The sequence below is a fragment of the Shewanella polaris genome, assembly GCF_006385555.1.
Lineage (GTDB): Bacteria > Pseudomonadota > Gammaproteobacteria > Enterobacterales > Shewanellaceae > Shewanella > Shewanella polaris.
Window position 1 is genome coordinate 1,047,536 of record NZ_CP041036.1, and the last position, 25,017, is coordinate 1,072,552.

General features: G+C 42.6%; 23 protein-coding genes. 17 read left to right on the forward strand and 6 right to left on the reverse strand.

From position 1 onward, the window contains the following. Window positions 1-152: 152 nt before the first annotated feature. The 8 genes from FH971_RS04615 to FH971_RS04650 all read left to right on the forward strand — a co-directional run bounded on the left by FH971_RS04615 (window position 153) and on the right by FH971_RS04650 (window position 6,756). Entirely contained in the window at window positions 153-551 is a 399-nt protein-coding gene (locus FH971_RS04615; protein ID WP_240778484.1) for a nuclear transport factor 2 family protein, read from the forward strand. Then, the gene (locus FH971_RS04620; RefSeq protein ID WP_140233534.1) at window positions 551-1,300 is read left to right on the forward strand and encodes an SDR family NAD(P)-dependent oxidoreductase; all 750 of its coding nucleotides are present in this window, start codon (window positions 551-553) and stop codon (window positions 1,298-1,300) included. The genes FH971_RS04615 and FH971_RS04620 overlap by 1 nt, the downstream gene beginning before the upstream one ends. Before the next feature lie 66 nt (window positions 1,301-1,366). Beyond that, window positions 1,367-2,635: an NAD(P)/FAD-dependent oxidoreductase gene (locus tag FH971_RS04625; protein ID WP_140233535.1), complete on the forward strand. Its 1,269-nt coding sequence runs from the start codon at window positions 1,367-1,369 to the stop codon at window positions 2,633-2,635. Then, window positions 2,632-3,447 carry a DUF1365 domain-containing protein gene (locus FH971_RS04630; protein ID WP_140233536.1) on the forward strand — a complete coding sequence of 272 codons (816 nt, stop codon included), beginning with the start codon at window positions 2,632-2,634 and terminating at the stop codon, window positions 3,445-3,447. Before FH971_RS04625 ends, FH971_RS04630 begins: the two co-directional genes overlap by 4 nt. A gap of 173 nt (window positions 3,448-3,620) precedes the next feature. Further along, window positions 3,621-4,856, forward strand: coding sequence for an SAM-dependent methyltransferase (locus tag FH971_RS04635; protein ID WP_137222497.1), 1,236 nt, complete (start codon window positions 3,621-3,623; stop codon window positions 4,854-4,856). 96 nt (window positions 4,857-4,952) lie between these two features. Continuing rightward, window positions 4,953-5,483 carry a DUF2878 domain-containing protein gene (locus tag FH971_RS04640; RefSeq protein WP_140233537.1) on the forward strand — a complete coding sequence of 177 codons (531 nt, stop codon included), beginning with the start codon at window positions 4,953-4,955 and terminating at the stop codon, window positions 5,481-5,483. Further along, window positions 5,480-6,112, forward strand: coding sequence for a chalcone isomerase family protein (locus tag FH971_RS04645; protein ID WP_140233538.1), 633 nt, complete (start codon window positions 5,480-5,482; stop codon window positions 6,110-6,112). Before FH971_RS04640 ends, FH971_RS04645 begins: the two co-directional genes overlap by 4 nt. Before the next feature lie 143 nt (window positions 6,113-6,255). Beyond that, window positions 6,256-6,756: a DUF3833 domain-containing protein gene (locus FH971_RS04650; protein ID WP_240778485.1), complete on the forward strand. Its 501-nt coding sequence runs from the start codon at window positions 6,256-6,258 to the stop codon at window positions 6,754-6,756. A 131-nt stretch (window positions 6,757-6,887) separates the two neighbouring features. On the opposite strand, the gene FH971_RS04655 is transcribed toward FH971_RS04650, so the two are convergent. The 5 genes from FH971_RS04655 to aptA form a co-directional block, all read right to left on the reverse strand. Continuing rightward, window positions 6,888-7,232, reverse strand: coding sequence for a DUF3634 family protein (locus tag FH971_RS04655; protein WP_137222489.1), 345 nt, complete (start codon window positions 7,230-7,232; stop codon window positions 6,888-6,890). A gap of 366 nt (window positions 7,233-7,598) precedes the next feature. Next, window positions 7,599-8,321 carry a TorF family putative porin gene (locus FH971_RS04660; RefSeq protein ID WP_140233540.1) on the reverse strand — a complete coding sequence of 241 codons (723 nt, stop codon included), beginning with the start codon at window positions 8,319-8,321 and terminating at the stop codon, window positions 7,599-7,601. 120 nt (window positions 8,322-8,441) lie between these two features. After that, on the reverse strand, window positions 8,442-8,807 hold the full coding sequence (locus tag FH971_RS04665) for a cupin domain-containing protein (RefSeq protein WP_140233541.1): 366 nt from the start codon (window positions 8,805-8,807) through the stop codon (window positions 8,442-8,444). A gap of 9 nt (window positions 8,808-8,816) precedes the next feature. Further along, window positions 8,817-10,316 (reverse strand): CoA-acylating methylmalonate-semialdehyde dehydrogenase, encoded by a 1,500-nt coding sequence (locus FH971_RS04670; protein ID WP_140233542.1) that lies wholly within the window; start codon window positions 10,314-10,316, stop codon window positions 8,817-8,819. A gap of 29 nt (window positions 10,317-10,345) precedes the next feature. After that, window positions 10,346-11,698: an omega-aminotransferase AptA gene (gene aptA, locus FH971_RS04675; RefSeq protein WP_140233543.1), complete on the reverse strand. Its 1,353-nt coding sequence runs from the start codon at window positions 11,696-11,698 to the stop codon at window positions 10,346-10,348. A gap of 311 nt (window positions 11,699-12,009) precedes the next feature. Between aptA and FH971_RS04680 the strand changes: the two genes are divergently transcribed. The 9 genes from FH971_RS04680 to FH971_RS04720 all read left to right on the forward strand — a co-directional run bounded on the left by FH971_RS04680 (window position 12,010) and on the right by FH971_RS04720 (window position 22,903). Then, window positions 12,010-13,506 carry an aldehyde dehydrogenase gene (locus tag FH971_RS04680; protein WP_137222480.1) on the forward strand — a complete coding sequence of 499 codons (1,497 nt, stop codon included), beginning with the start codon at window positions 12,010-12,012 and terminating at the stop codon, window positions 13,504-13,506. A 246-nt stretch (window positions 13,507-13,752) separates the two neighbouring features. Then, on the forward strand, window positions 13,753-14,157 hold the full coding sequence (locus tag FH971_RS04685) for a VanZ family protein (protein WP_140233544.1): 405 nt from the start codon (window positions 13,753-13,755) through the stop codon (window positions 14,155-14,157). 42 nt (window positions 14,158-14,199) lie between these two features. Further along, the gene (locus FH971_RS04690) at window positions 14,200-15,033 is read left to right on the forward strand and encodes a sulfurtransferase (protein ID WP_140233545.1); all 834 of its coding nucleotides are present in this window, start codon (window positions 14,200-14,202) and stop codon (window positions 15,031-15,033) included. A 677-nt stretch (window positions 15,034-15,710) separates the two neighbouring features. Beyond that, the gene (locus tag FH971_RS04695; protein WP_137222847.1) at window positions 15,711-16,667 is read left to right on the forward strand and encodes an IS1595 family transposase; all 957 of its coding nucleotides are present in this window, start codon (window positions 15,711-15,713) and stop codon (window positions 16,665-16,667) included. 415 nt (window positions 16,668-17,082) lie between these two features. Further along, the gene (locus FH971_RS04700; RefSeq protein ID WP_140233302.1) at window positions 17,083-17,919 is read left to right on the forward strand and encodes a tyrosine-type recombinase/integrase; all 837 of its coding nucleotides are present in this window, start codon (window positions 17,083-17,085) and stop codon (window positions 17,917-17,919) included. A gap of 4 nt (window positions 17,920-17,923) precedes the next feature. Beyond that, entirely contained in the window at window positions 17,924-19,033 is a 1,110-nt protein-coding gene (locus FH971_RS04705) for an IS91 family transposase (protein WP_140233303.1), read from the forward strand. 412 nt (window positions 19,034-19,445) lie between these two features. After that, a complete protein-coding gene (locus FH971_RS04710) occupies window positions 19,446-20,282 on the forward strand; it encodes a tyrosine-type recombinase/integrase (protein ID WP_140233302.1) in 837 nt (278 codons plus the stop codon). Between the two features lie 4 nt (window positions 20,283-20,286). Further along, window positions 20,287-21,396 carry an IS91 family transposase gene (locus FH971_RS04715; RefSeq protein WP_140233303.1) on the forward strand — a complete coding sequence of 370 codons (1,110 nt, stop codon included), beginning with the start codon at window positions 20,287-20,289 and terminating at the stop codon, window positions 21,394-21,396. Window positions 21,397-21,787: 391 nt separating this feature from the next. Continuing rightward, window positions 21,788-22,903, forward strand: a complete 1,116-nt coding sequence (locus tag FH971_RS04720; RefSeq protein ID WP_140233546.1) for a HEAT repeat domain-containing protein — start codon at window positions 21,788-21,790, stop codon at window positions 22,901-22,903. A 710-nt stretch (window positions 22,904-23,613) separates the two neighbouring features. Here the strand turns inward: FH971_RS04720 and FH971_RS04725 are convergent. After that, window positions 23,614-24,921: an NAD(P)/FAD-dependent oxidoreductase gene (locus FH971_RS04725; protein ID WP_140233547.1), complete on the reverse strand. Its 1,308-nt coding sequence runs from the start codon at window positions 24,919-24,921 to the stop codon at window positions 23,614-23,616. Window positions 24,922-25,017 lie beyond the last annotated feature (96 nt).

A 25,017-nucleotide genomic window follows, 5' to 3' on the forward strand; every position in this document is an offset into this window, starting at 1 on the left:
TCGCTAGTCATCGTGAATGTCATCAGTCGCGTATTAGGAGTATGTAAATGCAAGCTGCACAATCGATAGTTGATAGTTCATCACCATCATTGGATACGGGCAACCTAACTTCTGTTAATGATAATCCAGCTATCATTAATGCCTTTATTGATATGTATCAAAAGCTTAATAAAGATAATTTATTTCTATTACGTCAAGTGTATCGAGATGACATTCAGTTTCGTGATCCTATCCATCAAGTCAACGGTATTGAAGCGTTAACTCGCTACTTTGACAACATGTATCAAAATGTCACTCACATCGAATTTGATATTAAAGAAGTGGTTGTGAGCAAGGATAATGATCAAGCTGCCTTGTATTGGACTATGAGCTATTCACATCCAAAATTGAGTAAAGGTCAGTTGATTAATGTTGAGGGCATGTCGCAGCTTAAGTTTGATGACAAAATCTATTCCCACCGTGACTATTTCGATTTAGGCCAAATGCTATACGAGCAAATTCCTTTTCTAGGCGGCTTAATTGGTATATTAAAAAACCGAGCGGCAAAATAATGGCTACAGTAACCCTTGATACGCCCGCTGTACTCATTACCGGAGCCAGTTCTGGCATTGGTTTTGCGTTGGCCGAACATTACCTCAGACAAGGTGTTGAGGTTATTGCCTGTGGCCGCAATGCTCAAGCTTTAAAAGCCATTTCAGGTGCAACAGTACTTGAGTTTGATATTACTGATAGCACTCAGGTTGAAGCCGCGGCAATTAAACTTAAGCAACTATTACACAATAACCACTGGCAGCTACAGCAGGTGATACTTAATGCTGGCAGCTGCGAATATATTGACGATGCACTACATTTTGATTCAGCGTTATTTGCGCGAGTAATCAACACCAATGTGGTTGCTATGGGGTATTGCCTCGAACATTTTTTGCCTTTACTCAATCGCGGTGCACGACTCGGATTAATGAGCTCAAGTGCTACTTATTTACCGTTTCCTCGTGCCGAAGCTTATGGTACATCAAAAGCCGCAATTAGTTATTTAGGCCGCAGCTTACGGGTTGACCTTGCTGAGCATGGTATTGGGGTTAGCGTAATTTGCCCTGGGTTTGTTAAAACACCACTCACAGATAAAAATGATTTTGCGATGCCGATGCAAATAACCGCACAGCAAGCCGCAGTCGCTATTTATAATGGCATGCAGCGTCAACGTAATGAAATTCACTTTCCGGGTAAATTTACCTGGTTACTAAAATTAGCATCCTTGTTACCAGAATCATTATTAGTATCGTTATTGACAAAAAAATAGCTAAATATAATTAATATTAAAAATGGTTAGCAACTCACTTCTAAATGCTAGACGAAGGATTATTAAATGAAAAATATCGCCGTTATCGGTACTGGAATTTCGGGGTTAACCTGCGCGCATTTACTCAGTCGCGAGCACAAGGTCACCGTGTTTGAGGCCAATGATTATATTGGTGGTCACACTGCAACGGTTGATGTTGAAGTCGAGGGCAAACCCTATGCTATCGATAGCGGTTTTATTGTTTTTAATGACCGAACTTATCCACTTTTTGAAACCTTAATGGCGCAACTTAAGGTTAAATCACTGCCTACTGAGATGAGTTTTAGCGTGAACAATGCCATTACGGGGCTTGAATATAATGGCCATAACTTATGGAGCTTGTTTGCTCAGCGTCGTAATTTATTTCGTCCAAGTTTTTATAAATTTTTAGCTGAAATTGTTCGTTTTAACAATGGCTGTAAAGCCATTTACGAAGCCGATGATTATCCTAGTGCTTCTTTAGGCGAGTATTTAGATCAGCAGGGCTTTTCAGGTTTTTTTTGTGAACACTATATTTTGCCAATGGGCGCGGCTATTTGGTCTGCCAGTATTGATGATATGCGAGGTTTCTCACTGCGATTTTTTATTCGTTTCTTTCAGCATCATGGCTTATTAAATGTTAACGATCGCCCGCAGTGGTCTGTACTCGAAGGTGGCTCGCGCAGTTATATTCCTGCGCTCACCGCGCCATTTAAAGAGCGTATTAATCTTAATTCGCCAGTAACGGGCATTAAGCGCAGTGATGCTGGTGTACATATTCAAGTGGCTAACGGGGAATGGCAACAGTTTGATGATGTGGTGCTAACGTGTCACAGTGACCAAGCTTTGGCGATGCTAACCGATCCAAGCAAAGATGAAACTGATATATTGGCGCCAATGGAATATCAAAATAACGAAGTTGTGTTGCACACTGACATTAACGTATTACCCAAACGTAAAGCGGCATGGGCCAGTTGGAACTATCGCCTTGATGGCGAAAATCAGCAGGATATCACTCAGCGCCCTGCCAGTGTCACTTACAACATGAACATTTTGCAGCGTTTACCTAAAGATGCACCGACTTTTTGCGTGACCTTGAATCAAACTGACATCATTGACGACAGTAAAATTTTGCGTAAGTTTAATTATGCTCATCCAGTGTTTAATGATGCCAGTATGAAGTCTCAAGCCAAGCGGTCACTGATTAATGGTAAACGTAATACTTACTATGCAGGTGCATACTGGCACAATGGGTTCCACGAAGACGGGGTGCGCAGTGCTGTTGATGTATGTCAGCTTTTTGGAATCAGTCTATGACCTTAACTTCATCACAAACCGATCGTTTAAACAGTGGCATTTACACCGGCATGGTGAACCACCGTCGCCACGAGCCTAAATTGCACAGTTTTGGTTATCGTATTGCGATGATGGCGATTGATTTAGATGAGGTTGAAGCCATTACGGCAACCACTAAGTTGTTTTCAACCGATAGGTTTACGCCGCTAAAATTTAAACCAAGCGATTACCTTAACGCGCTGGATAAGCAGTTTGCCGACAAGCTTGTGCTGTCTGACGCGTGCAGTGGCGATGATGCTTTTGCATTAAAACAACGGTTGCTAGCAACGATTAAGCATTTAGGCGCAAGTCAAACGTGTGACAAAGTAATTTTTTCTGGGCAAATTCGTCACTTTGGTTTTTATTTCAGTCCGGTGAATTTTTACTTTTGTTACCATCAAGACGAAATGGTTTATATGTTGGCTGAAGTGAGCAATACACCATGGAATGAGCGCCATTGTTATCTGGTTGATATTGCTAATAGCACTCACACCGACAAAGTCTTTCATGTGTCTCCGTTTATGAATTTAGACATGCATTATTTATGGCGGATTACGCCTCCGGGAAAACACTTAAAAGTGACCATCGAGAATCGTAATGACGATAACCGCAAATTATTTGATGCCGGTTTAGTACTAAAACGCCAACCTATTACCGCTAAAAGCATGCGTAATTTTATGCTGCATTTTCCGCTGATGACCGGAAAAATTATGTTGGGTATTTATTGGCAAGCGTTAACGTTATTTGTTAAACGCATCCCTTTTGTTGGCAAGCAAACGACAAAACCTGCGTAATCAACACCCTTTTATTCACCGACAGTAAAACAAATGTAAACCAAATGGACTGACGCAACGTATTGACTGCTAATAGGGTTATATCAGCAATAGTTAGCTAATAGTTACCTATCTAAGAGTTACTTAGCTAATAGTGACCCAATCAATAGCAGTTGATGAACTGGAGACAATACATGGAAAACACGGCCACACAAAGTAGCATGGCTCAAGCAAGTTTATCTGACAGCCTAGCAAGAAAAATTCTGCTTCGCGCACTAGCGCATCTTGCTGAAGGTCATTTAACCATTGTTGATGGCAATCAAACCTCTGAGTTTGGTGATGCCAAAAGTGATCTTCACGCTACCATGCAAGTTCAACATGCTAAGTTTTATCGCCAAGTCGTATTTGGTGGATCAATTGGTGCAGGTGAAGCCTATATTCAAGGTCATTGGTCTAGCCCAGACTTAACCAAAGTGGTGCAAGTCTTTGCCCGTAACTTAGCCTTACTCGACAACATCGAACGTTATTTTTCATGGTTAAGTAATGGCATTAGTCGAATCAAACATGTGCTAAATCGCAATTCTGAAGCAGGTTCTAAACGCAATATTTTGGCGCATTACGATTTAGGTAATGACATGTATCAGCAGTTTTTAGACCCAGAAATGATGTATTCCAGCGCGCTATATCCGACTGACGATAGCAGTTTAGATGAAGCGCAATTACACAAGTTGCATACCATTTGTGAACGATTGGAGTTAACTCCAGGTCAAACCTTGCTTGAAGTAGGAACCGGTTGGGGCGCGTTAGCTATTTATGCTGCTAAACACTTTGGTGTGCATGTTACTACCACCACCATTTCGGATGCTCAATTTGACTATGCACAGGCGCGAGTGAAGCAAGAAGGGCTGGAAGATAATATTACCTTGCTTAAGCAAGACTACCGATTATTGACCGGTGAATATGACCGTGTAGTGTCGATAGAAATGATTGAAGCTGTAGGTCATCAATATCTTGGCGGCTTTTTTGAAAAATTACAGCAATTACTTAAACCAAATGGGCGAATGTTAATTCAAGCGATTACCATTGCCGATCAACGTTATGACAGCTATCGCAACAGTGTAGACTTTATTCAACGCTATATTTTCCCTGGAGGCTGCCTGCCTTCAGTGAGTGAAATGACCAAACACATTGCCAAAAAAACCGACATGGTGACTTGGTCTGTAAGTGATATGGGTAAAGATTATGCGCGGACATTACGCCACTGGCATGAGAATTTTGATGCCGCTTACGACAAGATTAAAGCGTTAAATTACGGCGACGATTTTATTCGAATGTGGAAGTTTTACCTAAGCTACTGTGAAGGCGGTTTTTTAGAACGCACCACCAGTACCGTACATTTAGTCGCTGTTCGCCCTCAATACCGTCTTTAATCGATTAGATACGGTTGTCTTTTCTAATGCTACATAGTCATTCACATCCCCGGTAATATTTTGCCGGGACGTCTCATCCTGTTTGAGTGAGGTGTTATGTCTACTCTTAGTCTTCCACCAACGTTATTTATTGTGATTAACGCTGTGTGTTTTCAATTGGTATGGTGGGCTGGTGTATTAGGCCATAATCAACTTATCTTGTTGTCTATTTTACTGATTATTAGTCATTTTTTATTATCAACATCCGTTAACCATGACGCTAGAGTCATGTGTGTGTGTGGTGGGATTGGCATCGTTGTTGATAGTTTATTAACAGGGTTTGGTGTATTTGAGTTCAATATTATTCCTTATTGGCTTGGGTTGTTGTGGCTCTACTTTGCACTGAGTTTACATTACAGCTTAGCGATATTTAGAACGTTTCCCATATGGTTACAATCATTATTGGGCGGTCTATTCGGTTGTTTAAGTTACATGGCCGGAGCAAAATTTGATGCAGTGGTGTTGCCCTTGGGTAATGTCTGGAGTGTATTTATATTGGCTTTGATCTGGAGTGGCTTATTTCCCGTATTACTCCATATTAGCCATCGTATTACTCGACGGCATATTGCTATGGAGGATCGCACATGAAAACCTTACATAATGTTGCCAAAGAAAATCTACATTTTAGGCCGTCCCTATCGACACATTGGTTGGTAGAATTATTGTTTGGTATGGTGGGCGCATTAGTATTAGCGCTAACCGTTATGTTTAGTATTAATGATGCCTCAGCCAGTGAGTCCGATATTGGTGCGGCAACACCTCTTTTTATCACCAACACCACAAATGACTCACTTGTTGAAGTCGGTACTGCCGATATGAGCCTGTTATGGTTTGATATTTATAGTGCAAAATTATTTTCTATTGATGGCAAGTATCGAGCCAATCGATTTCCACTGATACTTGATATCAAATATCACCGTGATATTGATGCCATTGATTTGGTTACTGCCACTATTGAGCAATGGCAACATTTAGGGTTAGCCGAAGAAAATATTGAACTCTATCGCCAACAATTAGTTAATGCATGGCCTGATGTGAAAGAGGGCGACAGACTGACTTTTAGGGTTAACACCCCTGAGGATGCTGCATTCTTACTCAACGACGCACCTTATTACCAAGTCAGTAATGCTCAATTCCCTGCAGCTTTTCTTGATATTTGGTTATCAGAAAAAACCAGCCAACCTGAGTTACGTAAACAACTGATTGGAGTTAACTAATGAATTCAGTTCTATTATCCATACGTCAGCCAAAGCATTTTTTTACACGAGTGTTAACGCAAAATCGCATTGTCCAATACACAAAAAGATGCACTGGCAAACTCGCTAAACCCTTTTTATACGGCGCAATACTATTAGGCGTAATGTCATGTTCGTCTGCATCGATTGAAGATTATCAACAAACAACTCCAACGTTAGATTTAGCCACATTTTTTGACGGTAAATTAACCGCAGCTGGAGTCGTACAAGATTTTTCAGGCAAGGTAACTCGCAAATTTACAGTCACCATGGAAGCGCACTGGGTTGATTCACCTGAAGGTAAGCAGGGGGTGATAAATGAATGGTTTATTTATGATGATGGCGAAAAGCAAACTCGAGTGTGGAACATTACTGACAAAGGTAATGGGCTATACCAGGGAACGGCTAATGACATTCTAGGCATTGCCCAAGGTGAGTCGCGCGGTAGTGCATTACGTTGGCGTTACGACATGATATTGCCGGTAGATGGTAACGAGTATGAGGTTCATTTTGACGATTGGATGTTTTTAGTTGATGAGCAAACCATTATTAATAAAAGCGATATTATAAAATTTGGTGTAACGGTTGCCCAAGTGACTTTGGTCATTTCTAAGCAGCCTAACTAAGCAGTAGCTTACGTAATGGGACTGCTAAGAATTCCAAGGCGTTGAGTTGGAAATTACAGTAATGTTTCAAATCGAATTTGACAAAAAATGGACTGATTAGAGTCCATTTTTATGTTGATAAACAGGCGGTTTTAGCCTTTAAGCTTAGATGCGTCAGTTTGTTTTTTGTCGTAATATTCAAACGGAAACTGGTTACGGATTCGCTGGACTAGGTTATCGCCTATATTGGCCGTTACATGCAAACGTACATCACCAGATTTTTCTGCTCTAACAGTGCAGGTTAGCTTATTCGATTTGGCGATTGCACGGCAATCACGTTCAAATTTCTCTGGTATTTTGCCTTTGTGCTTGTTGAGCTTACCGTCTTTAAAATGCATTTCAAAAAGGGTTAATCCACGGCTACTACTGAAAATTAGTTTATAGGCCAGAAAGCATAATCCTGCAATCACCAGAATTTTAATGATGGTATCAGCCATAGTTCGCTCCTTTGTAGCGCATATTTAAGGTGTTATATTATTGTAAGATACTCCCGTAAGCGCGGTATGCAATGCAATTTTTTTGAAATTTATGCGCGATGTCTAAGTCTTACAAAAACAACTGGCTAAATGATCGCCATACCTTGCCTTTAAGTCTTGTATGGCGATTGATCTCAGTGGATATATCGTTATTAACAAAGGTATTCATTATTTGAATCGAACAGACTGTTAATGTAATCACTATAACGGTGTTGAGCCGTTTTTATCTAAATTTTTGGGTAATAAAAAACCGCACTTAAGCGGTTTTTTTGTATTCACCAGAGTCTATTTTTATGAGTACAAACTAGTACTCATTCACTGTTATCACTAGAACGAGTAACTAACGCTCGCCAATAACGTGCCGGTATTTTTATACAGATCAGAACTTACTTCGTTAGCACCATCAATGTCGGTATCTAAGTAAGCAATAGACATTCCAAAACCAGCAACTTCAGTTGATACGCCAATAGAGTAATCGGAGTAGCTGTCAAAGCCTTCTCCATCATCAATGGCGTCGCCAAAGTTGTAGCCATAATGCAAATCTAGGCTCCAGTTTTCGACAAACTCCCAGCCATAGTTTATTTCGGTGTAATGTAGATCTTGATCACTTCCACCATAGTCATTGGTAAACCAGTAAGCGGCTCTAAAACCATTAAAGTCAATTCCTGCACTCACTTCTAAATAGTCTAATTCGCTATCACCTGGGTAGTTGTAACGATATAGCGTTAAGTCATAACTGGTATCGTCGTTAATCTCGCCATAATAGCCAGCATATAGATCAATTTCTACGTCTGGACCGTTATAGCCAGGCTCATCAAAATCGACATTACTGCCCCAAGCTCCGACAAAAAAGCCACTTTCATGGCTCCAATCAATATTGGCTTGTAGCGCTGGATCTGCGGCTGTTTGTGATACACCACGGAAACGATAATCGTTGGTTACCGTGACAGCACCAGACACTTCTGCCATAGCTAACGGAGCCAGTAGGGTAGCCGATAATGTTAATCCGCTTAACAGTGCAATTCGCGTTCTTTTTAATGTGTTTGACACGATATTATCTCCATTTACATAAAATGCAGTCGCTGCTAACTCAAGCTCTAGCTTCTGCGTATGCCACTTATCAGAATCAAAACCGCAATGGCTTTGTCTGTACCGCATGGCGGTTAAACGTTATTGTTGTTCAAACATAACGTAGATTTTTTTACAGTGATTGATCACTTCCCATGTCCCAGTAAAACCAGCAGGGATAACAAACTTATCACCCACATTGACCGTTAAACTGTGTCCTTGGCTGTCGGTGATAACGCTACTGCCTTCGACAATATCGCAATACTCATATTCGCTATAATTAACTTGCCAGCAACCTGTTTCACTTTGCCAAACGCCAACATTGAACTGCTTACATGGGCTTTCAAAATGATTCTGCACCGATTGCAGAGGATTACCACTAATGATCTTTTCATCAGCTAAGTGATAAGACTCAAGCTCAGTTGATTGACCACTAAAAAGCATAATATCGTTAATATGTTTGCTCATTGAGTTCACTTATTTCATGGTCGGCATAATAAATGCCGAAGGTTCGTTACTGTCCGTTTTGGCTTGCGGCCAACGGGCGGTAATGGCTTTTCGTTTGGTATAAAAGCGTACTCCATCGGGTCCATGCATATGCAGCGGCCCAAACAGCGAACGTTTCCAACCACCAAAGCTATGAAATGCCATTGGCACAGGAATAGGTACATTAATGCCGACCATACCCACTTCAACATGGTGACAAAAGTGACGTGCGACTTGGCCACTTTGGGTGAAAATAGCTGTGCCATTACCAAATTCATGTTGGTTAATCAATTCCAACGCTTCCCCATAGTTATCGACACGCACAATGGCTAACACTGGGCCAAAAATTTCTTGTTGGTAAATGCTCATCTGTGGTGTGACATGGTCAAATAAACAGGCCCCTAAAAAGTAGCCTTGTTGGTGGTCACTAATACTGATATCACGACCATCGACTACTAAGCTTGCGCCTTCGTTTACGCCAGCTTCAACGTAGTCGCGCACTTTGGCTAAATGCTGCGCTGAAATTAACGGCCCCATGTCCATTTCTGGTGTAATGCCACTACCCACTTTTAAGGCACTTATTTGCGGTAATAATGCATCAACTAATTTGTCGCCCACATCGCCTACGGCTAATACCACTGAAATCGCCATACAACGTTCACCTGCACTACCATATGCTGCACCCATTAATGCATTCACGGCTTGATCTAAATCAGCATCTGGCATTAATAGCATATGGTTTTTTGCACCGCCCAATGCTTGTACACGCTTGCCGTGGGCCGAGGCAGTGGTATAAATGTATTCTGCAATTGGAGTAGAGCCGACAAAGCTAACGGCTTTGATATCGTCGTGGGTGAGCAGGGCATCAACGGCTTCTTTATCACCATTGATGACGTTAAACACTCCGTCTGGAAGTCCTGCTTGTTTGAGTAATTCGGCAATAAACATCACTGAGCTAGGATCTTTTTCCGACGGTTTCATGATAAAGGTGTTACCGCAGGCAATCGCAATCGGGAACATCCACATTGGGACCATTACCGGGAAGTTAAATGGCGCAATACCGGCCACAACGCCTAGTGCTTGGTTTACTGACCATGCATCGACACCGCCGCCCACTTGTTGGGTGTGCTCACCTTTTAGTAAATGCGGAATACCACAAGCAAATTCGACAACTTCTAAGCCTCGGGTAATTTCGCCTTTGGCATCATCTAACACTTTACCGTGCTCAAGGGTGATGAGCTCTGCTAGTTTGTCGATATTCTGTTCGGCTAACGCTTTAAATTTAAATAGCACCCTAGCGCGGTTAAGCGGGGTCACTTGCGACCAGCTTTCGAACGCTGTTTTAGCGGTGGCAATGGCGCTAGCCACTTCATCTTTACTTGCTAATGACACTTGGCCACGGGCTTCGCCTGTCGCGGGATCATAAATTGTTTGGCTGCGCTGGCTTGCTGGTGTGTGTTGCCCATTAACAAAATGGTTGATGTTAAGCATGAATTCTATCCTTATAAACTAAAAATGGGTTAACCCACGGCATTAATGGCATCGGCGAGCTGATTCACCATGTCATCAATTTGCGATTTTTCGACAATCAGTGGTGGTGACAGGGCAATAATGTCGGCCGTTGCCCGCACCAAAGCACCGTTTCTGAAGCAATGATCAAATATGTCATAACCGCGTTTTCCGACACCTTTGTCACTTGGCGAAAATTGAATACCTGCGACTAAACCGGTATTACGAATATCAATGACGTTGGGTAGCCCTTTAAGACTGTGAACCGCTTGTTCAAAATAAGACTCTAGGCCTTTAGCGCGTTCAAATAACTTTTCGTTTTCATAAATCGATAACGTCGCCAATGCCGAGGCAGCTGCAACGGGATGGCCTGAATAGGTATAACCGTGAAAAAACTCAATCAGTTGCTCAGGACCGTCCATGCAGGTGTCGTGAATGGTGTTACTGACAAACACAGCCCCCATCGGAATAGCACCATTATTAATCGCTTTGGCGGTGGTGATCATGTCGGGTGTGACCTGCCAGCGTTCACTGGCAAATGCAGCACCTAGGCGGCCAAAGCCGGTAATGACTTCGTCGAATATCAACAAAATGCCGTGCTTTTGAGTGATCTCGCGTAAACGTTTTAGATATCCATCTGGCGGTAAAATGACCCCGGCTGAACCTGACATTGGCTCAACAATTACAGCGGCAATATTTTCGGCGCCGTGTAAGGTAATGAGTTGCTCAAGCATTTCGGCTTTCTCTAATCCGTGTGGCGGCAAGCCATGACTAAAGGCATTATTGGCAATGTCTAGCGTGTGAGGTAAGTGATCTACGCCTTGGAGTAATTGTTGGCTAAAGGTTCTGCGATTATTGCTAATGCCGCCGACCGAAATACCACCAAAGCCGACACCATGATAACCAAGCTCGCGGCCGATAAATCGAGTGCGAGTCGCTTGACCATTAGCGCGATGATAACAAAGCGCCATTTTTAGCGCGGTTTCAACAGATTCAGACCCAGAGTTGGTAAAAAACACATGGTCTAATCCATCAGGGCTAATTTGACTGAGTTTATGGGCCAACTCAAAGGCTAATGGATGACCCATTTGAAACGATGGGGCAAAGTCCATTTGGTTAATTTGTTTACTGACAGCTTCAGATATTTCTTGTCTGCCGTGGCCAGCATTACAACACCATAACCCTGCAGTGGCATCGAGCACTTTATTGCCATTATTGTCGGTGTAATACATTCCTTGTGCCGACACTAACAGCCGAGGATTGGTTTTAAACTGCTTATTGGCAGTAAACGGCATCCAATAATGATCCATATTTGGCCATGTTTGCGATGAATCGCCAGCGGTGATTTTTTGATTTTCGCTCATAAATTGACTCTACTTTGATAGCTACAATTATTAGGGATTCATCTAAAACTGGTTAAATAACGAGTGACGAATATTCGCTATGCTATGTCAAAAATAATGAACATAAAAGGGTTTTGTGCATTTATTTAAACTAAATGGAGCTATTTTGTAAAATATATTGAAAATATCTTGCCGTTGAGCATAATCAGGTGACAATATTCATTAACGTTATTGTGTCGATAATCCATTTTAGACGGCACAAATTTGTCTTAGCACCTACTTTATTTATTAATGTTGGTGCTTATCAATCCATTTATTATTTCGAGGTCACAATGAGTACTCCAACAAGTCGTAGCGATTGGGAAGCACTGGCAGCAAATCTGCAAATCAATGGTAATGCATTTATTAATGGCCAATATCAAGGATCGCTGTCGGGCGATACATTTGACTGTATTAGTCCTATCGATGGCCAAGTACTCGCCAAAGTGGCTAGCTGTGACTTAGCCGATGCCAATGTGGCAGTCGCTAATGCGCGCGAAGTATTTGAAGCCGGTACTTGGGCTCACTTACCGCCAGTTAAACGTAAAGAAGTCATGATAAAGTTTGCCGATTTGCTTGAAGCAAATGCGGACGAACTGGCGTTACTTGAAACCCTCGATATGGGTAAGCCTATTCAATTTTCTAAAGGCGTTGATGTGGTTGGCGCGGCTAGAGCTATCCGTTGGTCTGGTGAAGCCATTGATAAAATTTATGATGAAATTGCTCCTACTGCCCATAACGAAATTGGCATGATCACCCGTGAAGCCGTTGGTGTTGTAGCAGCCATTGTACCGTGGAATTTTCCGATGATTATGGCGTGTTGGAAGCTTGGACCATCACTTGCTACGGGTAACAGTGTCATTTTAAAGCCATCAGAAAAATCACCATTAACTGCAATTCGTATGGCGCAGTTAGCCATTGAAGCGGGTATCCCTGCTGGAGTATTAAACGTATTACCAGGGTTTGGTCATACCGTAGGTAAAGCTCTGGCGTTGCACATGGACGTTGATACTTTGGTGTTTACTGGTTCAACCAAAATTGCCAAGCAGTTAATGATTTATGCAGGCGAGTCGAACATGAAGCGCGTGTGGCTAGAAGCGGGCGGTAAAAGCCCTAATATTGTATTTAACGATGCACCAGACTTAAAAGCCGCGGCTGAAGCTGCCGCTGTTGCGATTGCTTTTAACCAAGGTGAAGTGTGCACCGCAGGTTCACGTTTATTGGTTGAAGCTGGTGTAAAAGATGAGTTGATCAAACTGATCGCCGAAGAAATGCAAAGCTGGCAACCAGGGCATCCACTTGACCCTAAAACGACTTGCGGGGCTATGGTTGATCAGCAGCAACTTAATAATGTGTTGAACTATATTAAAGCAGGACATGAACAAGGTGCCACTTTAGTTGAAGGCGGATTGCAAGTGATGGCTGACACCGGCGGAGCATTTGTGCAACCGACCATATTTAGTAATGTTAAAAATGACATGACGATTGCGTGCGAAGAGATTTTTGGCCCTGTGTTAGCCGTTATCGAGTTTGATGGTATGGAACAAGCGATTGAGATTGCTAACGACACAATTTATGGTCTTGCTGCTGGTGTGTGGACATCAAACTTAAGCAAAGCACATAAAACGGCTAAAGCGCTGCGCTGTGGCATGGTGTGGATAAACCATTATGATGGTGGTGATATGACCGCGCCATTTGGCGGTTACAAGCAGTCGGGTAATGGCCGAGATAAATCATTACATGCCTTTGACAAGTACACCGAACTCAAAGCCACTTGGATTGCCCTATAACGGCCATTCATTGCATTGATTTTTCACAACAAGCCCTTTAGCAATAAAGGGCTTTTTTTATTCAATAACCGCCAAGTCACTCCAGCCCAGTCGGCTTATGAGGTTAAGTTTAATTAACGCTCAAAAACGCCAAGTTAGCAGTAGACTAATATCATTCGTATTAACCATCTGGTCATTTGAACAGCATTTTTATCAACACGTTTAGTCAAATGACTTGGTTCCATCATGTCATTTACGGAGGACAGAATGATTCATAAAACTTTTTCTCGTTTGGCTATTATTGTGACTGTTGCGTTGTTTAGCTTTGTTCTATGGGTTATTTATTTAGCCAATATCGGCGGTCATAGTGTATTTTTCGATGTCATAAAACAGATCCCTTATGGCGACAAGCTTGGCCATATGCTGCTATTTGGTTTGTTAACCTATGTGGCTAATTTAGCCTTGTTGAGTCGTCATTTTCGACTCGGTGGTGTTCCGCTTTATTACGGGACTGTGTTAGTGTCGATATTCGTCTTGGGTGAAGAAATCAGTCAGGGGTTCATCCCATCCAGAACATTAGATATCTTCGACTTAGCCGCCGATGCAGTCGGTATTATTTTATTCAGTTATTTTAGTGGGTTAACTCAGCGATATTTGGATAATCATTGTTAAGTTAGCATTATTATTTGCCCTAACAGTTTGGAGAGATTGAGTATGAATTTTCCTTTAGTGACGACCGATTGGCTGGCATTGCATCTTGATGATCCAGACCTTGTATTACTTGATGCCAGCATGGACATTGTACTGGGCAAAGAACCACTTATTTATGATGAGCTTTACGTTATTCCTGGTGCATTATCGTGCCAAATGGATAAGCTTTTTTTCGATCATCTTTCTCCACAAACTCACGCTATGCCCACGGAAAATCAATTTACTGCAGCAGCTCAATCATTGGGCGTGAACCATAACAGCACAGTGGTTATTTACGATAACCAAGGTATTTATTCGGCGCCAAGAGCTTGGTGGACCTTTAAAGCGATGGGATTTGATAAGGTATTTGTTCTCGACGGTGGTTTACCGCAATGGCAAGCAGAAGGGCGAGATACGGTGCGTCAATTTGCGACAACAACTGAGTCTGGTGATATTAAAGGTCGTTTACAACAATACAAGGTGTGTGACACTGAGTTTGTGTTAACCCATCTTGGTCATGCAAAAGTGGATATTATTGATGCTCGCGCAGTAGGGCGTTTTAATGGTACTACACCGGAACCTCGTGTTGGGATGCGCGGTGGTCATATTCCCGGCTCGTTGAATCTACCGTTTGCTCAGGTATTAAGTGGTTTTAAAATGAAATCACCACGTGAGTTACAAAGCATTTTTTCGGCTTTAAATACCAGTAATAATGCTCAACGGGTATTTAGCTGCGGTTCTGGGATCACGGCCTGTATTTTGATTTTAGCGTCGTATGTTGCAGGGCATCATGAAACCATTCTTTATGATGGTTCTTGGGCGGTTTGGGGAGGAGATGCTGCGCTTCCTATAGAGTAGGGCCAATTGAATAATTGGTGGGTATTTTTTGTTTTATGGCCTACGGCCACTAACGCTTAAGATAGCAAGGTTCCACCCTGCACGGGCTATTAGATTATGGCCTGTGGCCACTAACGTCGTGGCGCTTCGCCCACACCAGACCAAGAGGAAACCAACGGCTGTTCCCTCTTGGATCTCCCAGCCGCCCCGCAACATTTTCAAAAAGCGAAAAGGTCGCCATGGGGATTAATCCAGCTTTTGACCTCTCTTGTAGATAGCCTCGGTCTTATTCGAAAATGCTACCGCTTCCGATCGGCCATCCATGGCCACCGAAAGCTAGCCTGACGTCCTGTCAGGCTCACGCTATTTTCTTCAGCTGCCTCGATTTTAATTGAACCTGAAGCTATGAATCTGCTCACGCATTCTTTTATAAAGAGTCTTCAACGGCCTCAAGTTCAGAGTTAAATTTGACCATTTTCAAATCAAGTAAACTAACTCGTTTGCCCCAAAACTTGTTTCAAATATGGCCAGAGGCCACTAACGTCATGGTGTTTCGCTCAGCTTTACACTTCATCGGTAACAGGCTTACTAATGTCGGATAAATATTCACTATCAGCTATGTCTCCCACCTTTATGTAGTGTGTACTGTGTATAAAAAAGGGCTATCCATTTAGCGCCACCAGTGTCAATATGTAGTGATGAAAACTTCATCGTATTTATTAAAAGCGGGTGTAGATTACCCTACAAGTTGGGGCGAATTTGTTGATTGGTTTCATGATGAACAATCCTGCATTAGCTACCTTTACAAACTTCGTTGGCCAAACGGATTCATATGCCCAAGCTGTTCAAGCCATCAATCACCTTATCAGTTAAGTAATGGCAAGTTAAAATGTCATGCTTGCCGTTCTCAGTGTTCAGTAACATCAAGTACACTTTTTGACAAAACAAGAACCCCCATGAAAAGTTGGTTTGCTGCCGTCTGGTTTATTACAAATCAAAAAAATGGGGTCAGCGCTCTTGGAGTTCAAAGGTTATTAGGTCTTGGGAGTTATCAAACCGCTTGGTCATTAATGCACAAGTTAAGACATGCCATGGTTGATCCTGAAAGGGATAAACTGTCCGGCATCGTAGAGGTTGACGAAACACTAATAGGTGGCGTCGTTCCCCAATCATCTATTAAAAATCAACAGGGTAAGCGTAAGGCTGTAGTTTTGGTCGCTGTTGAGCTGCTATCACCCTCTGGATTTGGCCGGATACGTTTAAGGCAAGTGGAAAGTGCAACCAAAGAACATATCCATCAATTCATTCAAGATGTAATTGAACCTGGTAGTACAATTTGTAGTGATGGCTCTCAAGCATACAAACAAATAGACAAGAAAGGATATAAGCATAACCGAATAGTGCATTTAGGTTCATCTGTACCTGCACATGAAACAATGGCTGGGGTACATCGAGTCTCATCATTATGTAAAAGATGGCTTTTAGGTACATATCAAGGCGCGGTAAAGGCTAAGCAACTTGATTATTATTTAGATGAGTTTACATTTCGCTTCAATAGAAGAAAGTCAGATTCTCGGGGATTATTATTCTACAGGTTGCTTGAACAAGCAGTGCGTTCTAAGCCGATAACGTACCAATCAATTAAAAATCGATAACCACAACATATAGTGGTTGGTTGTGCTAAGTGGATAGCCCTTGTATAAAAACAGTTGTAATGGTTTTGGCGTGTTTTTTAAGTTAAATCGAATAATAAGTAAACTAAAGTAGTACGATAAATAATTTGTTAATTTTGTAATGCATTGAAATAAAAGTATTTTTATTTTCTGTCGAATATTGAGTCCACTTTTAACGCGCAAGCTCGCTTTTATTTGTCAGTGGAGTTAAATAAAACTGCTTTACATCAATAAGATAGTAAATGTAGGATGATATAAATCAATAACTTAAACGGTCGGCTTTATTGGGCGAGCCGTTCAATAAGCTGTTGAACTAAGCCGCTGCGCGGAGCCCAAAAGCCCGTCATTTGCACCACACTTACCTCAGTGGATTTTCCCACTATCAAGGAGGTAAGTCATGTTAGTACAAACTCAATTATTCCATGATGAAATTACGCTTAGACGCTACTCTGAGCGAACCCGTAAAGCTTATCTCTATGCCATTACGAAACTGGCAGAGCACTATAACCAATCGGCTGATACCATTACCGAGCCGCAATTAAGTGATTATTTCCGCCATTTAAACCTTGAAAGGCAATTATCAAGAGCGTCCATTCAGCTTCAGCTGAATGGTATTCACTTTTACTTTGAACACATTTTAAAGCGTCAATTTAGGATTGACGTGTGTTTGCCTCGCCCTAGCCAAAAACTGCCACAAGTGCTCAGTAAGCAAGATATTGGTCAGTTATTGCAGCACTGCCCCAATCAGAAATATCACGCCATGATAGCGCTGTGCTATGGCTGTGGATTACGGGTCAGTGAGTTGGTGAACATTAAAGTCAGTGATATTGATGGTCAGCGGCAGTTACTCAAAGTGTGTCAGGGCAAAGGTGCTAAAGACCGTTTAGTTATCATCTCTCCCTCACTGCTTAATTTATTGCGCCATTACTGGCTTAAGTATCATCCGCAAACGTGGCTGTTTGGTGTGCATTCCCATGGCAACACCTACCCGTTAGATGTGTCAACCGTGCGTAAAACCCTAAAGAAAGCGGCGTTAGCCGCAGGGATCACCAAACCTTGCAGCCCGCACAGCTTGCGCCATGCCTATGCGACACATCAATTGGCCGCTGGCATGTTACTGAATCAACTCCAACATCAACTAGGTCACAAAAGCATTAAAACCACAGAGCGATATCTGCACTGGTCGCCAGAGCTTGGGCATAAAGGGGGCGATTTACTCGCTGACTTGGGGTGATGAGATGGCGCATTATCACTTGAGTGACATATTGCAAACCCACTATGGTCACTACCAGCAACATCATCGACTGAGTCAGCAACAGCGTTTGGTGTGTCAGCGTATTTTGGCTTGCCGCACCGCCGCACTTGGTCAACAGCAGTGGCAATGTAATCAATGTCACTATCAGCAAAGCGTGTTCTGCTCATGCCGAGACAGACATTGTCCACGCTGCCAAGGTAAACAAACCCAAGCATGGATAGAGAAGCAGCAGCAACAAGTACTGCATTGTCGCTATTTTCATTTGGTGTTTACCTTGCCCCATGAGCTCAACTCGCTTACCCAAACCGATGAGCAAGCTAAGCTTGTGTATAGCGCATTGTTTGAGGCTGTGTGGCAAACCTTAAGCCAATTTGGTATGACCCGTAAGCATTTACAAGGTCAGCTGGGGTGCACTGCCGTGCTGCATACATGGGGGCAAACCCTAACCCAGCATATCCACTTACACTGTTTAATCCCAGGCGGAGTGGTCACTGAGCAAGGTCTGTGGCGCAGCGTTAAATCAGACTATTTATTTCCTGTTAAGGCGGTCTCAACCGTGTTCAAAGCTAAGATGTTGGCTGCTCTGCGCCAGCGTGAACTGACCATTCCCGAGGCCAATAACCTCATCAATAAGGCGTGGTGCGTATACAGTAAAGCGTGTCTTTATAAAGCTGAAACCGTAGTGGCTTATCTCGGGCGTTACACCCGAAAAGGCATGCTACATGAATCACGGCTTAAGGCGGTCACCAAAGATCGTATTGATATCAGCTACACCGACTATGTCGATAACCAGCGTAAAATCATGCAACTGACTCCTGAAGAACTCATTAGGCGTTACTTATTACATGTACTGCCTAAAGGGGTGATGCGGATAAGGCATTTTGGTTTTTTAGCCAACAGCTGTCGGCGTAAAAGGCTCGCCAAAATTAGAGAGCAACTGGGGAGTAAAGCGAAAGACATCCCATCAGCAATCACTGATACATTAGGCCACTGGTGTTGTCCGCAGTGCGCCAATGGACGGCTAATGTTTATGGGACTGGTGCCACTGCTAACGATGTTAGCGCGTGAAGCAAAGTTGAAGCTGTCAGGTTAGTCAGATTAAGTGGGGGGATGTCAGCAAATAAAGCAGGCTCAGCTAATCTTAGATTAGGTGGGTCGATGGCACACGATTTGGTATCGAGAAATCAGTAAATAAGGCAATAATCGAGCAATGGAAAAAGATGAAAGCCAACAAAATCCACCCTAAAAGGTGTAATCAGAACAGACGATTAGCCGAAAGGTTGTACAAAATACCACTACCGTTAAAAAGCAAATTCCTATAGCATAAATCATACCGATTAATTTGGATGTGGCATCGGCCAAGTCCAACAAGCGATTTATGCTTTGCAAACAACGCAACGCATAAATACTAAAACGTTGAACTAAGCCGCTGCGCGGAGCCCAAAAGCCCGTCATTTGCACCACACTTACCTCAGTGGATTTTCCCACTATCAAGGAGGTAAGTCATGTTAGTACAAACTCAATTATTCCATGATGAAATTACGCTTAGACGCTACTCTGAGCGAACCCGTAAAGCTTATCTCTATGCCATTACGAAACTGGCAGAGCACTATAACCAATCGGCTGATACCATTACCGAGCCGCAATTAAGTGATTATTTCCGCCATTTAAACCTTGAAAGGCAATTATCAAGAGCGTCCATTCAGCTTCAGCTGAATGGTATTCACTTTTACTTTGAACACATTTTAAAGCGTCAATTTAGGATTGACGTGTGTTTGCCTCGCCCTAGCCAAAAACTGCCACAAGTGCTCAGTAAGCAAGATATTGGTCAGTTATTGCAGCACTGCCCCAATCAGAAATATCACGCCATGATAGCGCTGTGCTATGGCTGTGGATTACGGGTCAGTGAGTTGGTGAACATTAAAGTCAGTGATATTGATGGTCAGCGGCAGTTACTCAAAGTGTGTCAGGGCAAAGGTGCTAAAGACCGTTTAGTTATCATCTCTCCCTCACTGCTTAATTTATTGCGCCATTACTGGCTTAAGTATCATCCGCAAACGTGGCTGTTTGGTGTGCATTCCCATGGCAACACCTACCCGTTAGATGTGTCAACCGTGCGTAAAACCCTAAAGAAAGCGGCGTTAGCCGCAGGGATCACCAAACCTTGCAGCCCGCACAGCTTGCGCCATGCCTATGCGACACATCAATTGGCCGCTGGCATGTTACTGAATCAACTCCAACATCAACTAGGTCACAAAAGCATTAAAACCACAGAGCGATATCTGCACTGGTCGCCAGAGCTTGGGCATAAAGGGGGCGATTTACTCGCTGACTTGGGGTGATGAGATGGCGCATTATCACTTGAGTGACATATTGCAAACCCACTATGGTCACTACCAGCAACATCATCGACTGAGTCAGCAACAGCGTTTGGTGTGTCAGCGTATTTTGGCTTGCCGCACCGCCGCACTTGGTCAACAGCAGTGGCAATGTAATCAATGTCACTATCAGCAAAGCGTGTTCTGCTCATGCCGAGACAGACATTGTCCACGCTGCCAAGGTAAACAAACCCAAGCATGGATAGAGAAGCAGCAGCAACAAGTACTGCATTGTCGCTATTTTCATTTGGTGTTTACCTTGCCCCATGAGCTCAACTCGCTTACCCAAACCGATGAGCAAGCTAAGCTTGTGTATAGCGCATTGTTTGAGGCTGTGTGGCAAACCTTAAGCCAATTTGGTATGACCCGTAAGCATTTACAAGGTCAGCTGGGGTGCACTGCCGTGCTGCATACATGGGGGCAAACCCTAACCCAGCATATCCACTTACACTGTTTAATCCCAGGCGGAGTGGTCACTGAGCAAGGTCTGTGGCGCAGCGTTAAATCAGACTATTTATTTCCTGTTAAGGCGGTCTCAACCGTGTTCAAAGCTAAGATGTTGGCTGCTCTGCGCCAGCGTGAACTGACCATTCCCGAGGCCAATAACCTCATCAATAAGGCGTGGTGCGTATACAGTAAAGCGTGTCTTTATAAAGCTGAAACCGTAGTGGCTTATCTCGGGCGTTACACCCGAAAAGGCATGCTACATGAATCACGGCTTAAGGCGGTCACCAAAGATCGTATTGATATCAGCTACACCGACTATGTCGATAACCAGCGTAAAATCATGCAACTGACTCCTGAAGAACTCATTAGGCGTTACTTATTACATGTACTGCCTAAAGGGGTGATGCGGATAAGGCATTTTGGTTTTTTAGCCAACAGCTGTCGGCGTAAAAGGCTCGCCAAAATTAGAGAGCAACTGGGGAGTAAAGCGAAAGACATCCCATCAGCAATCACTGATACATTAGGCCACTGGTGTTGTCCGCAGTGCGCCAATGGACGGCTAATGTTTATGGGACTGGTGCCACTGCTAACGATGTTAGCGCGTGAAGCAAAGTTGAAGCTGTCAGGTTAGTCAGATTAAGTGGGGGGATGTCAGCAAATAAAGCAGGCTCAGCTAATCTTAGATTAGGTGGGACGATGGCACACGATTTGGTATCGAGAAATCAGTAAATAAGGCAATAATCGAGCAATGGAAAAAGATGAAAGCCAACAAAATCCACCCTAAAAGGTGTAATCAGAACAGACGATTAGCCGAAAGGTTGTACAAAATACCACTACCGTTAAAAAGCAAATTCCTATAGCATAAATCATACCGATTAATTTGGATGTGGCATCGGCCAAGTCCAACAAGCGATTTATGCCTTGCAAACAACGCAACGCATAAATACTAAAACGTTAGGCTACCGCAATCATGGGCTCTTAATCAATAAAGTGTAAAGCTATAACAAAGGTATTAAATAGCAATGGAAAATATCAATATTGAAAAACCAGTACCATGTCCTGAAGCATTTTATGAGCCTTCAAAGCTTGGTGATTACTCACGAGCTGCATTTTTACTGTCCCTTGGTATTATGCTCAACCCCTCCGATGATTATAAAAATGATTATTTACTTGAAAAACATGAGGACTTTTCACTTCCAACAATAGAGAAATTGTCAAAACTCATCAGTAAAAATCAATTAAAAAATTTAAATTCCGACAGTATTACAGGGAATGAAGATTCGATAGATAGGGAATCAAGAAATCTTATTGAGAGAATTTATTATTCTTCTGATAATCAACTAGATGCATTAAATTTAATAGCATTATTTATACACCATCCAAATGAACTTCTTAGAGTCTCAGCTGCAATATCTTGGTTAGATGCTATCTATGATTCTTACTTAGCATTAGAGGTTTTGTTTGAAGCCATTCATTCTGAATATGTCCTCGTCAGAGAAATGGCTATATCAGCTTTATCAAGAATCTTTAATGAAGTAGGCCAATTTAGTAATATATCGAAAAATACAGATTCATCTAAACCACCTCAAGTTAAAGATAGTGGCAGTTTTATTGTTCATGGGACAATTTTCTCATCTGTAGGGAAATCTTATGAAAAATGGTGGAAACCAACTTCTGGTGATTTTCATAATTACCTGAAAAATGGCTCGCGCCCGAACATTTATGATGCAAAGGATTACTTTCAATGGTCTGGTGGGTGGAATGATTATGCTCGTTCCCAAGCTGCTAAAGAACTTGAAGTATGGATTAACCAGCATAATATGCAAAATTCTGATGTATTTGCTCATAGTCATGGTTGTAATGTTGCATTGTTAGCTACACAGAGCCAAAAACTGAAGAAACTAATATTAATGAGTTGCCCTGTTCATTGGAAATTATACCAACCAAATTTTAATAATGTAGATGAAGTAATATCGATACGAGTTAAATTTGATTTTGTGATTATGGCAGATAGAGGTGGTCAAAAGTTTCGTGATCCCCGTATAACTGAAACTATTTTGCCTCTATGGTTTACAGCACATGATGCATCTAGAACATCTAAAACCTGGTCAAAACGTAAGCTTGATAGTTTAATATAGGCTTAGTAACTTAAATTACAAAAAGCCCGCCAGCTTGCTACGCAGTTGAGCTGAATTTAGTGGGGTCAGAGTAAAGTTTATAAAAATTAATTTAAACAATCACTTATATAGATTACCTCATTCTGAAAACGAGTTGTTCTTTTCTTGAAAACATTCAAATTCAACTCTGGACTTGAGGCCGTTGAAGACTCTTTATAAAAAGATGTGTGAGCCTGACATGGCCTTTCTCGCACATCTAACCTATATGGATATTGGAAATGTCATAATGATGTCGGGAACATCATTGACCATGTGCTTTAAGGCATTCAGACATCCTGTCTATCAGATGTCAGGCTAGCTTTCGGTGGCCATGGATCGCCGATCGGAAGCGTTAGCATTTTCACTCTTTACCATAAAGAGGTGGCCGAAGAACACTAAAATGAAGTTCAAAGCTGGATTAATCCCCATGGCGACCTTTCGCTGCTGTTGTTTAAGTTAGCGGTAAAATGTTGCGGGGCGGCTGGGCCAATTCTTTTATAAAGAGTGAAGAGGGAATAGCCGTTGATTTCCTCTTGGTCTGGTGTGGGTGAAGCGCCACGACGTTGGTGGCCGCAGGCCATAATGTATTAGCCCGTGCAGGGTGGAACCTTGCGATTTTAAGCGTTAGTGGCCGTAGGCCATAAAAAGAACAAAGGTTGACCCTTTTGCCAACCCACAGCAAATCCATCAACCTATAACAAATCCTTCAATCTATGATAAAACATCCCTGCTGCAAGCAACGGCGATCGCAACATTGGTCCGCCTGGGAAGGTCATGTGCTTAATGTCATTAAACACATCGATACGTTGTGACTGCTGACTAATCGCTTCTGCAATCAACCTTGCTGCCATGTGAGTGGCATTCACTCCGTGGCCCGCATATGCTTGGGCAAAATAGATGTTAGCGGCGTCAGGTAAATGGCCGATTTGTGGCATACGGTTGGCGCCGATGCCCATCATTCCGCCCCATTCATAATCAATTTTGATGCCTTTTAATTGCGGGAATACTTTTTCAAGATTAGGCCTTAACTCGGCTTCAATGTCTTTAGGGTCTTTACCAGAATAAGTACATAAACCACCAAACAATAAACGACGGTCTGCGGATAAATGGAAGTAATCTAACGCCACACGCATATCGGCAAATGCCATATTTTGCGGGATGATACTGGCGCATTGTTGTTCTGTTAACGGCTCTGTGGCTAACAAGTAAGTTCCAGTGGGTAGCACTTTACCACCAAGGAAAGGGCTTAATTTATTACCAAGGTAACCATTGCCTGCCACTACCAGATAATCACAGGTCACTTCACCTTCTGCGGTAATCACTTTAGGTTTATCACCTTTAATTATCTTTTCTGCCGCGCTGTATTCAAATAACTGTGCACCAAGTTCACGTGCAACTCTGGCTTCGCCTAAGGCTAAATTGAGAGGGTGCAAATGGCCACTGCCCATGTCGACTAATGCGCCTTGGTAAAAATCTGAGCCAATGACTTCGCTGATTTGCGATTTATCTAATAGGGTTATCGGTTTTTGATAGCCTTGGGATTTTAGGTCTTGGTATTCTTGTGCTAAGTCATCCATGTGCCTTGGCTTGACGGCTAAATCGCAATAGCCCATGTGCAAGTCGCAATCGATGTTATGTTGGGCAATTCGGTCGGTGACAATATCTACTGCTTCAAAACCCATCTGTTGAATTGACTTTACACCTTCTTCACCAATCTCATTACGGAACTGGGTTGCGTCATGGCCGATCCCGCGGATGAGCTCGCCACCATTTCGGCCAGAGGCTCCCCAGCCAATGCGTTTGGCTTCAAGCAATGCCACACTGTAACCTCGTTGTCTGAGTTCAATGGCAGTATTAATACCACTAAATCCACCACCAACAATACACACATCGACTGTCAGGTTTTCGCTTAGTTTTGGATGTTGATAAAGCTCTTTTGCGGTCGCCACATAAAAGGAGTCTGGATAGTGTAGGCTATGAATTGGGGATTTATGTGACATAAACGCTCCAAGTTGTTGATTGTAAATGAAATAACAACTTATAAATGAATGGTTAGATGTAATTTAACTCATCTAGGGTGTGCATTTTATTTAACA